The following is a 13,823-nucleotide window of genomic DNA, read 5'->3' on the forward strand; positions in this document are numbered from 1 at the left end:
TATTGTATTACAAAGAAAGGTGGAAGGATATTTTGGAAGAGAGCAGAAACAAAGAATTAAAAGTAAAAAGCTTTAGGGTAACTGAAGAAACTTTCGATAAATTTAAGAAAATAGCATCTGATGAGTTTGGAAATCAAGGACAATGTTTAGATGCATTAATATCACTGTATGAATTAGAGAATTCTAAATCAACATTGATAGAAAGAAAGTTAGAAATAGAGTCTTTTCAGGATTATTTAAACAAGATAAACCAACTTTTCTTAACTTCTCTTCAAATGAGTGAGGATGCAGGAAAAAGAGCAGAAGAGGAATTTGTTAAGAAGCTTTCTATAAAGGATGTGACCATAGAGAGGCTGCAAAGAAGAGAAGAAGAACTTATAGAAAGAGATAAGGCTTTAAAAGAGGATAATAAAGCTAAAACAAAGGAGATAGAAGAGCTTAAAGAAAATATAAAAACTTTAGAAAAAGATAAAAGCACATTATCTCAATTAGTATCTAGAAACTATGATTTAATAGAAAAAAATAAAGAAGAAATAGCCTCTTTAAAATCTTTAGAATCTTTAAAGGAGGAAAATGAAGAGTTACGAAATAAGGGAGAAGAGGATAGAGCTTCTTTAAAAGAAAGAGAATCTCATATAAAATCTCTAGCATTAGAAAAAGAAGCTCTTAAAGAAAAGCTAAATTTCTATGAAGAAAAAGAGAAGTCTTATAAGGAAGAGGTAGAATCATATAAAAAGCTTGTAGAAGCTATGAGAAAGGATCATAAGAAGGAGTTAGAGTTATTAGAGACTAAATACTCTAAAATGGCAGAAAAAGAGTCTGAGAAGCTTAGAAAGGATTTTGAAAGTAGGTTAGAATTAGAGAAAAGAACCTTAGAATTAGATATAAAAACTTTAAAATATGAAAAAGAAGTTTTAGAAAGTAAGTTAAATTCATAATATATGTTGATTTGTAAATTGAGTTATTAATTGGCGTCAGATAATTTGTGTAATTTAATATTCTGTATAGATTATATAGTTGAATATTTAGTAAAATTTTAAAATAAGAAAAAATACTAGGAAATTTGTAATGCATAAAATTCCCTAGCATTTTTTCTTAATAAGCTCTATAAATTCCTACTAATTTACCTAAAATAGAGCAATCTTCAACTATTATAGGTTCATAGTTTTTGTTTTCTGGTTGTAGTCTTATGAATCCATTTTCCTTAAAAAATCTTTTTATTGTAGCTTCATTTTCTATTAGAGCTACTACAATATCACCATTTGTTGCTACATTTTTCTGTTCTATTATTGCTAAATCTCCATCTAAGATTCCAGCTTCTATCATACTGTCTCCAGTAACTTTTAAAATAAATAAATCATTATTGTGCTTAACGTAGTTTATAGGTATTTGAAACATATCTTCTATGTTCTCTGTAGCTAAAATAGGCATACCAGCAGTGACTTTACCTACTATAGGAATATCTATTAATTCCTTTTCTTCATTAGATAATTCTACTATTTCTAAAGCTCTTGGCTTAGTTGGATCTCTATATATTAATCCTTTTTTCTCTAATCTCTTTAAATGTCCATGAACAGTTGAGGTTGATTTCAAGCTAACTGCTTGACATATCTCTCTAACTGAAGGTGGATACCCCTTTGATTTTGTAAATTCAATTAAAAAGTTATATATTTGAGTTTGTTTATCTGAATTTTCCTTAATAATCATAGTAATTGCACCTCACGATTCTTTGGTAATATTATACCACAGTAAGGAGAGTATAGCAAACTTATGTTCTCATACCGTAACTTTCATAAAAACACTTAAAATAAGTTGATTTTTGTATTATTTTTTATGGGAAAATAATTTTTATTTGATAAAAAAGAGTATATTTGTTATAATGAAAAGATGATTTTTAAGTAAGAGGTGACTTTATGGATAAAAAAGTATTTAACAATGATGATTATTGTGATGTATATAATGGAAAGATTTGCGATAATTGCGGTGATTGTCTAGAGATGCAAGGGATAGATACAAAAGCCATAAGAATAGCTGACATAGCAAAAGAAGTTGAAGAAAACAAGAAAATAGAAGAAACTCTTAAAAAACTTGCTGAAGAAGAACAAGAAGAAATGGAAGATGATTTAGAAGAAGAGCTTACAACAGAAACTTGGGAAGAGTATTTAGCTAAGCAAGATGAATATGAGGATGCTTTTGATCATATTGAATATCTTGAAGATATAGATTTAAATGATGATTTAACTATGGAAGAAATGACAGAAGAAGTATTTCCAGGGGTTAGAAAACTTAAAATAAAAGAAAAGTAGAAGAGTGTTTCTTATATAAAAGTGCTAAAAATACGATGATAGAACATATGTTCTATCATCGTATTTTTTTCATAAAATCAAGAAGTGATGCTATTTTATATTTGCTAAAGGATTAGTTTTAACTGCTTCTCTTAAAGTTTCATCATCTACATGGGTATATATTTGAGTTGTTGAAATATTTTCGTGGCCTAATATATTTTGTAAGCTTCTTATATCTACATTACCATACTTATACATAAGTGTAGCAGCTGTATGTCTAAGTTTGTGTGGTGTATATTTTTGATCTTTAAACCCTGCATTTTCTATATGTTTTTTCACTAAAATTTCAACACTTCTTTTGTTTATAGGCCTATATTTACTTGATAAAAATAAGTATTTTTTAGCTTCTTCATTAGCTTTTAAATCATTTCTATTTTTCAAATAGTTTTCTATAGCTGCAATTGAAGCTTCATTTAAATAAACAGTTCTTTCTTTATTTCCTTTACCTATAATAGTTAAGGTATCTCCTTTGATTTTTTCTATTTCAATATTACAAAGTTCAGATAATCTCATTCCGCAGTTTAAAAATAAAGTTAGTATACAATAATCTCTATAATAATTTTTATTTTCTTTATCCATAGAGTTTAAAACAGTTATACTTTGATCTAAGGTTAAATAAACTGGGTGTCTTTTATTTATCTTTGGAGATTCTAATTCTACTGTAGGGTTTTCATCTATTAGTTTTATTTTAGAATTTAAAAACTTAAAGAAAGATTTTAAAGTAGCAACTTTTCTAGCTCTGGCATAAGCACTATTGTTTCTAACTTTTTCTAAAAATGCTAGAAAGGCATAGATATCAGATAAGGTTATATCCTTTATGAAATTATCACCTAAATCAGAAATTTCAACTTCTTCAATTTTTTCTAATTCAATATTATTTTCTAGACCTTTATAAACTTTCAAAAATTTAAAAAATAATCCTAAATCAACTGAATATCCTTTTATAGTGTTTAGGGATTTTCCTTTTACATTTTCTAAGTAGTTTAAGAATTCAATAACTCTTTTTGGATGCTTCGATTTCTCTAAAAAATCAAATTTTAATTTATTCTTTTTGAGTAATTCATCTTGTTTGCTGTTTTTAAAATTTGATTTTTCAACAGAATCGCCACCTTTTTCTACTTCCAAAAGCTTGTCCATTCCAAGTTCTTTTAACCATCGTTTAATTATTCTTTGATTAACTTTATAGATCTCTGCCAGTTGTGTAATACTTAGATTTCTCTTGAAAATAAAAATATAAATATCTTCAATTAAATCTTCATAGTCACGCTGGATGTTTTGAGAATCGTAATAGTTATATATGTGATCAAGATTGTTTAAGTCATCATTACTTAAATTTATATTCAGTAATTCTTTGATTTCTTGTGAGTATTTAAAATTTTCGAATTGATTTCCTTCATTATTCATAGTCTAAAATCCTTTCAAAACCTTGATATGACTATATTGTAGCATATTTTATCAAAAAACACAACAACTTCGCTAAATATACATTTAGCGAAGTTATAAATTGGGGGTATTTTAGAAATTCATATGTGTATTTCAAACAATCTGATTTAAGATTGTTTTTTAACTTTGTTTAACCTTGAAACATCTTATTTTATTAAAAATATCTTTTGATGAAAAATTATAAAGTATTTATTCTAACTAACTGTAATACAATTAGTATTACATATAAAAGTAATACGTTTTATACAGAATAATAAATATCAATATATCTTAAATATAACCAAAACCATAGTAAATATACATTATAAATAAAATAATATAGTATATTTGCTAATTTAATTACCTATATAAATTAAAGACTCTATTCTAATATCGTATTTAGATATTAGAACGCAAAAATAATGAAGATAACTTAAATTTAGCTATCTTCATTTTATTGTGTTTCCTTATAATATAAGCATATCGCAATTTTTTAATTATGATAATTCGTCTAAGTTGTTACTTTCTTTTCCATCAGGAATACTTCTTAAATAAGCTTCCCCTTTCTTTGAATGAGAAATTATTACTCCATCAATCATTCCCTCTTCTGCAAGCTTTACACCTTCAGCTTTAGAAACAGTCTTTCCACTACTTAAAACGTAATCTGTAATTTCTCCATTACTATTCTTTTTTACTTTAACTATAGAATTTGACATGATTATCACCTTCCTTTACTATTATTTTGCATACTTTTTTAAAAAATATTCCCTGTAAAAAACCATTTTTATTTGTTATAATTAAATTATAAAAGGTTTACATAATGAGAAATGAGGGGTGATTATTTTGTATTTAGAAAAAATTATTAAAGCAAAAAAAAATATAGAAGATGTAGTTATAAAAACACCTTTAATATACAGCGAGGTTTTTTCAAGGAAATCTGGAAACCAAGTGTATATGAAATGTGAAAATTTACAATTAACAGGTGCTTACAAAATAAGAGGTGCCTTAAATAAAATAAGATCCTTATCAGATGAAGACAAAGCAAAAGGGGTTGTTTGCTCTTCTGCTGGAAATCATGCTCAAGGCGTAGCTTTTGCAGCATCACAAGCTAATGTTAAATCAACTATAGTAATGCCAAAGACTACTCCTCTACTAAAAATCCAATCAACAAAGGATTTAGGAGGAAATGTTGTTTTATCAGGTTATGTTTATGATGATGCTTTTAATGAGGCTAAAAGAATTGAACAGGAACAAGGAGCCTTATTTATACACCCATTTAATGATATTGATGTAATTTGTGGACAAGGCACAGTAGCCTTAGAAATATTTGAAGATTTAAAGGATGTAGATGTTATTCTCTGCCCTATAGGTGGCGGTGGCTTAATAAGTGGAGTTACCTTAGCTGCTAAGGCTTTAAACCCTAATGTTAAAGTAATTGGAGTACAAGCAGAAGGGGCAAATGCAATGGTTAAAAGTTTTAAGGCAGGAGAAATAATTGCTTTAGACTCTGTTGATACCATTGCTGACGGAATTGCAGTAAAAAGACCTGGTGATTTAACATTTAAATTTATAAAAGAATATGTTGACGATATAATAACTGTATCAGACCATGAAATTGTTGAAGCATTCTTTACTTTAAGTGAAAAACATAAACTTCTAGCAGAAGCTTCAGGAGCTGTATCATTAGCAGCCTCTTCTAAATTAAATTTTAAAGGTAAAAATGTAGTATCAATAATAAGTGGTGGTAATATAGATATGGTTACTATAACCGCATTAATAAATAGTGCATTAGTAGCTAAGGGAAGACTTTTTGGTTTTAGTCTAGAAGTTCCTCATAAACCAGGCCAAATATTAAAAATTGCTAAAGTTCTTGCTGATACTAATGCTAATATAGTAAAACTTGAACATGATCATTTTAAAGCAACAGATGCTCTTAAGAACATGGTTATAGAAGTAACCTTAGAGACCAATGGCCACTCTCATATAGATGAAATTAAAAAAGCTTTAACAGATCAAAACTATGTAATAAAACAAATTTACTAATTTTAAAATAAAAAAAGAGGTGAAAAAATCACCTCTTTTTTTAGTAAGAAAATACTTCATCTTCTATACTCTCATCAGTATCTATATGCTCTACACTTAAGTCAACATCTTTTAAGTCTATTATTTTAGTTTTATATTTAATTTTATAATATGCAAATAATCCAAAGAATAGAGGTAATCCAATATAAGATGAAATTAATCCACCCCAGTCTACTCCATTTCTAACATCTAAGTATGCATATCCTTGACCTAAAACTATTATTCCACATAATATTAAAGCTATTATAGGCCCTAGTGGGAATAATTTAGCTTTATAAACTAATCTATTCATATCTTTACCTTGAGCTACATAAGCTTTTCTGAATCTATAATGACATATTGCGATTCCAAGCCAAGCTATAAATCCTGATAATCCTGATGCTGCTACAAGCCATACATAAACTGTATTTTCAGCATAAATACCTGTTAAGAAACATAAACTTGCAATTATTGTTGTTATTATAATAGCATTAACTGGTACTCCCCTAGAATTAGTTTTTTCAAAAATCTTAGGTGCCATTCCACTTTTAGCCATGGCATAAAGCATTCTACTTGATGCATACATACCAGAATTACCAGCTGATAAAACAGATGTAAGTATTATGGCATTCATAATGGAAGCGGCTCCAGCTAATCCTAATTTCTCAAATACTATTGTAAAGGCACTTGTTTCTACTCCAGCTTGAGCATTTGGCACTAAAGCACCTATTACTAAAATTGTTCCTAAATAAAACAATAATATTCTCCAAAATATTGTATTAACAGCCTTAGGTACATTTTTTTCAGGATCTTCACTTTCTCCAGCAGCAACCCCTACTAATTCAGTTCCTTGGAATGAGAAACCAGCTATTAAGAAAATCATGAAAATTGATTTTGCTCCTCCAATAAACGGGCCTCCATTTTCATAGAAGTTTTTGAATCCTACATTATCTCCACCTAATATTCCAAAAATCATAAGAACTCCTACGATTAAGAATATTATAACAGTAGCAACTTTTACAGCTGCAAACCAAAACTCTGATTCTCCATAAGCTTTGGCAGATAATAAATTAAGAGTTAATATAATTACTAAGAATAATGCGCTCCAAACTATTGCTGGAACATTAGGAAACCAAAACTTCATTAATAAAGAACCTGCAACCATTTCTGCTGCTATTGTTATAGCCCAGTTATACCAGTAATTCCATCCTAAAGCAAATCCTAAAGCAGGATCAACAAATTTTGTTGCATAAGCTCCAAAGGAACCTGTTTCTGGCATATATGTTGCCATCTCCCCTAAGCTTGTACACAAGAAATATACCATTACTCCTATAATTCCGTAAGCTACAAAAGCTCCTCCTACACCGGCTTGATGAAGTGTATCTCCCATGGCTAAGAAAATACCAGTTCCTATGGCACCACCCATGGCAATCATACTAAGATGTCTTGATTTCAAGCCTCTTTTTAGATTAGTATTTTGTTCTTGACTCATTTTTTTAGTCCTCCTTATGGTTTTAATAATTAAGCCATAAGTGATAACTAAGTTTTCGCTAACAAAAGAAACCCTTAAGCGTGTTTCATGCTTAAGGGTTCGTAAAGTTATATACAATACTCTTCTTTCATGATAGCACACCACAAAATAATTTGTGACAGTGTTACATATATTTTATGCAACCCCAACCTAATAGAATTAAAGCCTCTTCTAATGGTTTCGGCGATTCATCCTTTCACTTTGCTTCAACGTGCTTACCTCTGCAAAGATACTATTAATCATCGCGCCTCTATCTCAGTTATTCACTTTATATTAACAATTATGAGATTAAATTTGCAAAATGTCAATATTTTTTTATTGATAAATAAAAATTATAAATAAAAATTATAAATAAAAATTACTGAACAATTTATAAAATAATTTAGATTTTATTGTTGACTTTAAATCCTAACTATAGTAATATGTACTCATACAAAAAACATGTGTATTCAATAAGAATACAAAAGGGGGCTATTATGAAAAATTTATCCTTAATAAAAAGAATATTTGTTGCAATTATTTTAGGAATACTTATTGGGCTAGGATGTTCCTATATTAATTTAGATATACCTATTAGAATATTAATGACCTTTAATAGCATATTTGGGAATTTACTAAGTTTCTTAATCCCACTTATAATAGTTGGGTTTATAGTTCCTGGTATAGCATCCTTAGGAAATAAATCAGGAAAGGGACTTTTCATAACTACTTTAATTTCATATGCTTCAACATTTTTAATAGGAATACTTACTTTCTTTATAGGACGCGCAGTACTTCCTAAATTTATAGTAAGTGCTTCTCTAAGCACTGGATCAGTAAATGTTGATCCTTATTTTACAATTGATATTCCTCCAATGTTTGGTGTTATGTCAGCTTTAGTTTTTGCATTTTTATTAGGAATAGGAATATCAAGAATAAAAAATAGTTACTTATTAAAAGTATCAGAAGAATTTAATCACGTTATTTCATTAACTATAAAAAATGTGTTAATACCTTTAGTACCTATTTACATACTTTCAATATTTTCAAAGTTAAGTTATAATGGTGAGATTTTTACTACTTTAAAGTCTTTTGGACTTGTGTACTTAGTTTTATTTTCAATACAAGGATCTTATTTAGTGGTTCAATATGCTTTAGCTGGAACTTTAAAGAAAGAAAATCCATTAAAATTACTTAAAAATATGATTCCTGCATATATGACAGCTTTGGGAACTCAATCATCAGCAGCTACAATCCCAGTTACTTTAAACTGTACTAAGGAAAATAAAGTTGATCAAGATGTAGCAGATTTTGTTATTCCTTTAGGAGCAACAATAAATTTAGCAGGTGATACTATTACTTTAGTTCTTGCATCAATGGCTGTAATGTATATGAAAGGACAAGTTCCAACTTTCTCTGTTATGGTTCCATTTATAGTTATGTTAGGAGTAACTATGGTAGCAGCACCAGGGGTACCAGGTGGCGGAGTTATGGCTGCTTTAGGATTACTTGAAGGTATGCTTGGATTTGGTAATGTTGAAAAATCCTTAATGATAGCACTTCATGCTGCTCAAGATAGTTTTGGAACAGCAACTAATGTAACTGGAGATGGGGCTATAGCTATAATAGTAGAATCAATCTTAAAGAAAAGAAATAATACTAACATTAAAATTGAAGAGGCTGAAGAAGACTTTATTCCAAAGGTTAGTTGTAATTAAAAAAATGACTATGAGAAATTCTCATAGTCATTTTTTATTTAAGAATTATATTGCTACTTTTAGGGAATAATTGATCATATAAAGAATCAAAGCCCTCATCAGCTAATACTACCTCTGTATCATCATTTACATAAAATTGATTCATAGTATTCATTACAAGTTCATATTTTTTTAAATTACCCTCTTCAAGTAAAACTTCATAAAGATATGCTAAGTGATTTTGCATATACTCTTGCATTTCTTTAAGTTCTTCATCAGAAACCTTATTTTCTTTATGAAGCTTATTTACAGGTCCATTTCTAAAAATAAAATATGTTGAAGCTTTTGCTATTCTAGCAATATGTTCTTTAGTCTTAGTATCCTTCATATTTTCCACCTCTTCCATCTAACGTAATAATTATAAAATAAAATTAAGTACATTTCAATTTTCTTATTTATTCTAATATAGTAAGTTTTAACAGGGAAATTTTACTTAGTTATGAATTTTTTTATTAAAATATTCAATTTATTTGACATATAGATTAACAATGGTTATAATCATTTTGTTTGGTTTTCTTTTAAGTTTTTAAATACACATTAAATATTTAAATTCACATTCAAAAATACGATTCACAAAACTCAAAAACAAGGAGTGTATTAAAAATGAAAAAAGAAAAACTTATTCCTAAGCTTATATTTTTCTTATTAGGAATGGCAATCATACAATTAGGTGTTGTAATATTCTTATTAAGCGGAGCTGGATCAGACCCCTTTACTGTATTTACTCAAGGACTTTCAAAAGCTCTAAGCGTTTCAACTGGAACTGCTAACATGATAATACTTGTTACTTTAGTTATTGCAATCTTCATTGCAGATAGAAAACAACTTAAAGTTGGAACTTTTGTACTTGTTTTAGTTGTAGGCCCTACTATAGATGCAATCATGGGAATATTACATAGATTTGGTTTAGATACTTCACTTAGTAACTTTAACTTATTTACAAAATGCGTAATTGTAGCTGTAAGCTGTATTATAATAGCTATAGGATTCTCATTCTTAGTTAGTACTGAATTAGGAGTTGCACCAAACGATTTAGTTCCTCTTATAATAAGAGATAAAACTAACTTCCAATACCGTTGGATACGTATCGGTTTAGATTTAAGCTTCCTAGTAGTTGGTTATTTACTAGCTGGTGTTGTAGGTCTTGGAACAATAATAGCAGTACTTTTCACAGGTCCAGCTATACAATTTTTTATGCCGCCATGTGAAAAAATTGTACATAAATTTATAGGCAAAAATGCTGCTTAATAATAGAAAAACAGTCCATATGGACTGTTTTTTTATATTTCTTGATATCTAGCTATAAGTTCTACTAATTCATCACAGAAAGCATCATATTTTTCTGTAGGATGTTTCACTGTAATTGTAATTTCTTCACCAATTTCTACTCTTTTCTGATCCGGCGAAAAGGTAAATGCCAATGTATCTTCTCTGTTATATATAGGTTTTATAGTAACATGAAAATCTTCTCCTAAAATTTTCTTTCTTAATAATGTCATAATAATCACCTCACCGTTTTATTATAACAATAAAAGAAAAACATGCCAATATTGGCATGTTTTTATATTGTATCAAAAAAAGCGTTTATCTTTTCTAATTCTCCATTTGCAAAAGTATAATCATCTAAATCATCTTTATTTATCCATTTATATGTAGTTATATTAGCGCCACAAGTAATTTTTTCTTTTAAGGAACCTGTAAAAACTCTTAAAGTTTCTTCTTCATTAACATTTAAATCACATAATTGATTTAAATCAAAAACTATGGTTTTTAAATCTTCCTTTATTGCTCTATTTGCGCATTTTTCTGGAGTTTCTCTTCCTTTTATTTTTCTTTCAAAAACATACCATAGGTGCTCATCTGCTTTTTTTCCTTTTCTTTTTGAAATTAAAATATTATTAAAGTCATCCTTTATAATAATAGAACAAAATTTAATATTACTCATATACGTCTCCCCTTTTACACATTTCGCTTTTTATATACATATTATAGCAAATTATTATATATTATTCCTCTATTTTAATATAAATTCAAATAAAGTTTTCAATGTTGTTTAATAGTTAATTGATTTTAAACTATCCAAGTTTTTTATATTTTAACATATTATTTTATTAGTTTTTAATTTTCAATACATACTTTAATAGTAATATTTAACGAATAAAAAACTAAAGTTAAAGCAATAAATTCATAATATAACGTATATTTATTGTTAGTAGAAAAATACAACCCCGTAATTTTTGATAAAAAGACGAATTATAAGATTGCTTGATAAAAAATATATACTCCTTTTATAATCTAAAGAAGTTTTAAGTTATTTATATCTAAATCATAAGTAACATCTTTTCTTTCAACTATTACTTTAATTTTCTCCTTAATTTCATCACATTGAAGAACTTTAGTGATAAGCTCTCTTGTTGGATTAATTGCATATGGTATTCCAACATTTTTAAACATTGTAAAATCTCCAGAGGTATCTCCATAAGCATAACTATTTTCTAAGTCTATATTATGTTTTTCTTTTAATTCTAAGATAGCTTTTTCTTTGCTTTCAGAATCCCACATTGGAATTATATCTCCGTTATATGTATTGTTATGATCAAGCTTATATATAGTTCCTTTAAAATCATTCATATTATATTTTTCTGACATTTCTTTTACAAGCTCATAAGGAGATCCAGAAATAGCTATGACAATATGACCTTGTTCTTTATGCCATTTAATTCTTTCTCTAGTAAATGTATAAACCCTATCCCCTTTTTGTTCTATTACTTTCTTAGCTATATACTCTATATGATGATTGCTTATTCCTCTTATTGCTTCAGTATATATATCAACCATTTTTAGTAAATATTCATCATAACCACCTTGTCTTTTATCCCATTTTATGAATGATGGACGTACATCCTTATACCACTTAGTTTCATCAACTAATTCGTATTTTATTATTTTTTTAAATACTTCTGTTATTAATCCTTCTCTATATATTGTTCCATCAATATCAAAAAATGCTGCTATGTTTTTTTCTTTCATTTTTTTCACTCCTCTTCTGTAAACTTTCTATTTATGTATTATTTAACAGTATATCATAAATAAATAAATTTTAAAGGGATTATACAATATATAATTGTACCCATACATTTGATAATACACTAATAATATTTTAATATATAAATATATTTTGGTTCTGGAGGTAGAAAAATATGAATGTTAACACTAACAGTAAATTTCATAAGACAGTTTTTACAGCACTAATGATTGCAATAATATTTATATCAGCAAATTTAATAAGAATTCCTACTGTAGGAGGCTTTGTTCATCTTGGAGATTGTATGGTTCTTTTAGCAGCAGCCTTACTAGGGAAAAAGCGTGGAGCTTTAGCTAGTGGTATAGGAATGGCTCTTGTGGATTTATATAGTGGATATATAATTTGGGCACCTTTTACATTTATAATAAAAGCTTCAATGGCATATATAGCTGGAGCTATTTTAGAGTATAATCATAGAAAAAGTTATTTAGTACCATTTTTAATCTCTGGTATATTTATGGTTGTAGCTTATTTCTTCTCTGGTGCAATAATAGCATTTTTATTTACAGGAAGTTCTAATACCATAATAGGAGCTTTAGCATATTCAGCAAAGGATATAATAGGTAATATACTTCAAGTTGGGGTTGGTATAGTTATAGCCTTACCTCTTTCAAAAGTATTATATAAGCAAGAAAAGAAAGCCTTTAATTAAAGGCTTTCTTTTAAATATAAAAAGATAAAACTATTCCATTATTAATTTAACAGGGCAATGATCAGACCCTAGTATTTCAGTGTCTATAGAAGCTTCTTTTATTCTATCTTCTAAATTATTTGAAACTAAGAAATAGTCAATTCTCCATCCAGCATTATTTTTTCTTGCATTAAATCTATATGACCACCAAGAATAAACTCCCTCTAAGTCTGGGTTGAAATAACGGAAAGTATCTATAAACCCACTTGATAATAATGTAGAAAATTTATCTCTTTCCTCATCTGTAAAGCCAGCATTCTTTCTATTTGTCTTAGGATTCTTTAAATCTATCTCCTTATGAGCTACATTTAAATCTCCACATACAACTACACCTTTTTTAGATGAAAGCTCTAAAAGATAATTTCTAAAATCATCTTCCCATTCCATTCTATACTCTAATCTAGCAAGTTCACTTTGTGAATTTGGAGTATAAACAGTTACCATAAACAAGTCTTCAAATTCTAAAGTTATAACTCTTCCTTCCTTATCATGGTGCTCTATATTTATTCCATAATAAACATTTAGAGGTTCTTTTTTAGTGAATATTGCAGTTCCTGAATACCCCTTTTTCTCAGCATAGTTCCAGTATTGAAAATATCCCTCTAGATCTAAATCTATTTGTCCTTCCTGAAGTTTAGTCTCCTGTAGACAGAATATATCAGCATCTTCAGATTTAAAGTAATCTAAAAAGCCTTTTTTAACACAAGCTCTTAAGCCATTAACATTCCATGATATTAATTTCATTTAAATTTCCTCCTATACTTAATCAATAAAAAATATAATTAAGTTTTAAAATATAACAACTGATTTATTTCTAAATTCAATTGTATATAATATATTGTAATAAAAAAAATTAAATAAATCATTATTTAATTTTAAATAATTGTAATATAATTATTTAAAAGAAATAACAAGGGGGCTAAATTAAATGAATAAGAGTATATATGGACTC

General features: G+C 27.8%; 15 protein-coding genes and 1 riboswitch. Of the genes, 6 read left to right on the plus strand and 9 right to left on the minus strand.

The window, feature by feature from the left end:
• Nucleotides 1–32: 32 nt before the first annotated feature.
• Complete coding sequence (locus tag GOM42_RS06885) at nt 33–938, plus strand: hypothetical protein (RefSeq protein WP_003469966.1); 906 nt, start codon at nt 33–35, stop codon at nt 936–938.
• A gap of 157 nt (nt 939–1,095) precedes the next feature.
• Here GOM42_RS06885 and lexA read toward each other — a convergent pair whose 3' ends face one another.
• Nucleotides 1,096–1,707, minus strand: a complete 612-nt coding sequence (lexA, locus tag GOM42_RS06890) for a transcriptional repressor LexA (protein WP_003452542.1) — start codon at nt 1,705–1,707, stop codon at nt 1,096–1,098.
• 206 nt (nt 1,708–1,913) lie between these two features.
• Between lexA and GOM42_RS06895 the strand changes: the two genes are divergently transcribed.
• Complete coding sequence (locus GOM42_RS06895; protein ID WP_003477798.1) at nt 1,914–2,306, plus strand: hypothetical protein; 393 nt, start codon at nt 1,914–1,916, stop codon at nt 2,304–2,306.
• 90 nt (nt 2,307–2,396) lie between these two features.
• Here GOM42_RS06895 and GOM42_RS06900 read toward each other — a convergent pair whose 3' ends face one another.
• Together GOM42_RS06900 and GOM42_RS06905 are read right to left on the minus strand one after the other, a co-directional pair.
• Nucleotides 2,397–3,341, minus strand: a complete 945-nt coding sequence (locus GOM42_RS06900; protein WP_163235987.1) for a tyrosine recombinase XerC — start codon at nt 3,339–3,341, stop codon at nt 2,397–2,399.
• 923 nt (nt 3,342–4,264) lie between these two features.
• Nucleotides 4,265–4,483: a DUF3892 domain-containing protein gene (locus tag GOM42_RS06905; RefSeq protein ID WP_011590679.1), complete on the minus strand. Its 219-nt coding sequence runs from the start codon at nt 4,481–4,483 to the stop codon at nt 4,265–4,267.
• Between the two features lie 127 nt (nt 4,484–4,610).
• Here GOM42_RS06905 and ilvA point away from each other — a divergent pair, with 127 nt between their 5' ends.
• A complete protein-coding gene (ilvA, locus tag GOM42_RS06910) occupies nt 4,611–5,810 on the plus strand; it encodes a threonine ammonia-lyase (protein WP_003460673.1) in 1,200 nt (399 codons plus the stop codon).
• Between the two features lie 40 nt (nt 5,811–5,850).
• Here the strand turns inward: ilvA and GOM42_RS06915 are convergent, their stop codons facing one another.
• Complete coding sequence (locus GOM42_RS06915) at nt 5,851–7,320, minus strand: amino acid permease (RefSeq protein ID WP_003460660.1); 1,470 nt, start codon at nt 7,318–7,320, stop codon at nt 5,851–5,853.
• Between the two features lie 125 nt (nt 7,321–7,445).
• Nucleotides 7,446–7,620, minus strand: a riboswitch (Lysine riboswitch).
• A gap of 215 nt (nt 7,621–7,835) precedes the next feature.
• Between GOM42_RS06915 and GOM42_RS06920 the strand changes: the two genes are divergently transcribed.
• Nucleotides 7,836–9,056, plus strand: a complete 1,221-nt coding sequence (locus GOM42_RS06920; RefSeq protein WP_011590681.1) for a dicarboxylate/amino acid:cation symporter — start codon at nt 7,836–7,838, stop codon at nt 9,054–9,056.
• Between the two features lie 34 nt (nt 9,057–9,090).
• On the opposite strand, the gene GOM42_RS06925 is transcribed toward GOM42_RS06920, so the two are convergent.
• Nucleotides 9,091–9,423: a hypothetical protein gene (locus GOM42_RS06925; protein WP_003456465.1), complete on the minus strand. Its 333-nt coding sequence runs from the start codon at nt 9,421–9,423 to the stop codon at nt 9,091–9,093.
• Between the two features lie 275 nt (nt 9,424–9,698).
• Here GOM42_RS06925 and GOM42_RS06930 point away from each other — a divergent pair, with 275 nt between their 5' ends.
• On the plus strand, nt 9,699–10,343 hold the full coding sequence (locus GOM42_RS06930; protein ID WP_003456593.1) for a membrane protein: 645 nt from the start codon (nt 9,699–9,701) through the stop codon (nt 10,341–10,343).
• A gap of 32 nt (nt 10,344–10,375) precedes the next feature.
• Here GOM42_RS06930 and GOM42_RS06935 read toward each other — a convergent pair whose 3' ends face one another.
• The 3 genes from GOM42_RS06935 to GOM42_RS06945 all read right to left on the minus strand — a co-directional run bounded on the left by GOM42_RS06935 (nt 10,376) and on the right by GOM42_RS06945 (nt 12,125).
• Complete coding sequence (locus tag GOM42_RS06935) at nt 10,376–10,594, minus strand: hypothetical protein (RefSeq protein WP_003453540.1); 219 nt, start codon at nt 10,592–10,594, stop codon at nt 10,376–10,378.
• Between the two features lie 62 nt (nt 10,595–10,656).
• Nucleotides 10,657–11,040 carry an NUDIX domain-containing protein gene (locus GOM42_RS06940; protein WP_003456607.1) on the minus strand — a complete coding sequence of 128 codons (384 nt, stop codon included), beginning with the start codon at nt 11,038–11,040 and terminating at the stop codon, nt 10,657–10,659.
• 350 nt (nt 11,041–11,390) lie between these two features.
• On the minus strand, nt 11,391–12,125 hold the full coding sequence (locus GOM42_RS06945; RefSeq protein WP_003453545.1) for an HAD-IB family hydrolase: 735 nt from the start codon (nt 12,123–12,125) through the stop codon (nt 11,391–11,393).
• A gap of 170 nt (nt 12,126–12,295) precedes the next feature.
• Between GOM42_RS06945 and GOM42_RS06950 the strand changes: the two genes are divergently transcribed.
• Entirely contained in the window at nt 12,296–12,832 is a 537-nt protein-coding gene (locus tag GOM42_RS06950; RefSeq protein ID WP_110077446.1) for an ECF transporter S component, read from the plus strand.
• Nucleotides 12,833–12,862: 30 nt separating this feature from the next.
• Here GOM42_RS06950 and xth read toward each other — a convergent pair whose 3' ends face one another.
• Nucleotides 12,863–13,615, minus strand: coding sequence for an exodeoxyribonuclease III (gene xth, locus GOM42_RS06955; RefSeq protein ID WP_110077447.1), 753 nt, complete (start codon nt 13,613–13,615; stop codon nt 12,863–12,865).
• Nucleotides 13,616–13,823: the final 208 nt, after the last annotated feature.

The sequence above is a fragment of the Clostridium sp. 16K-1-R1 genome, from assembly GCF_023921145.1.
Taxonomy (GTDB): Bacteria; Bacillota; Clostridia; order Clostridiales; family Clostridiaceae; genus Sarcina; species Sarcina perfringens.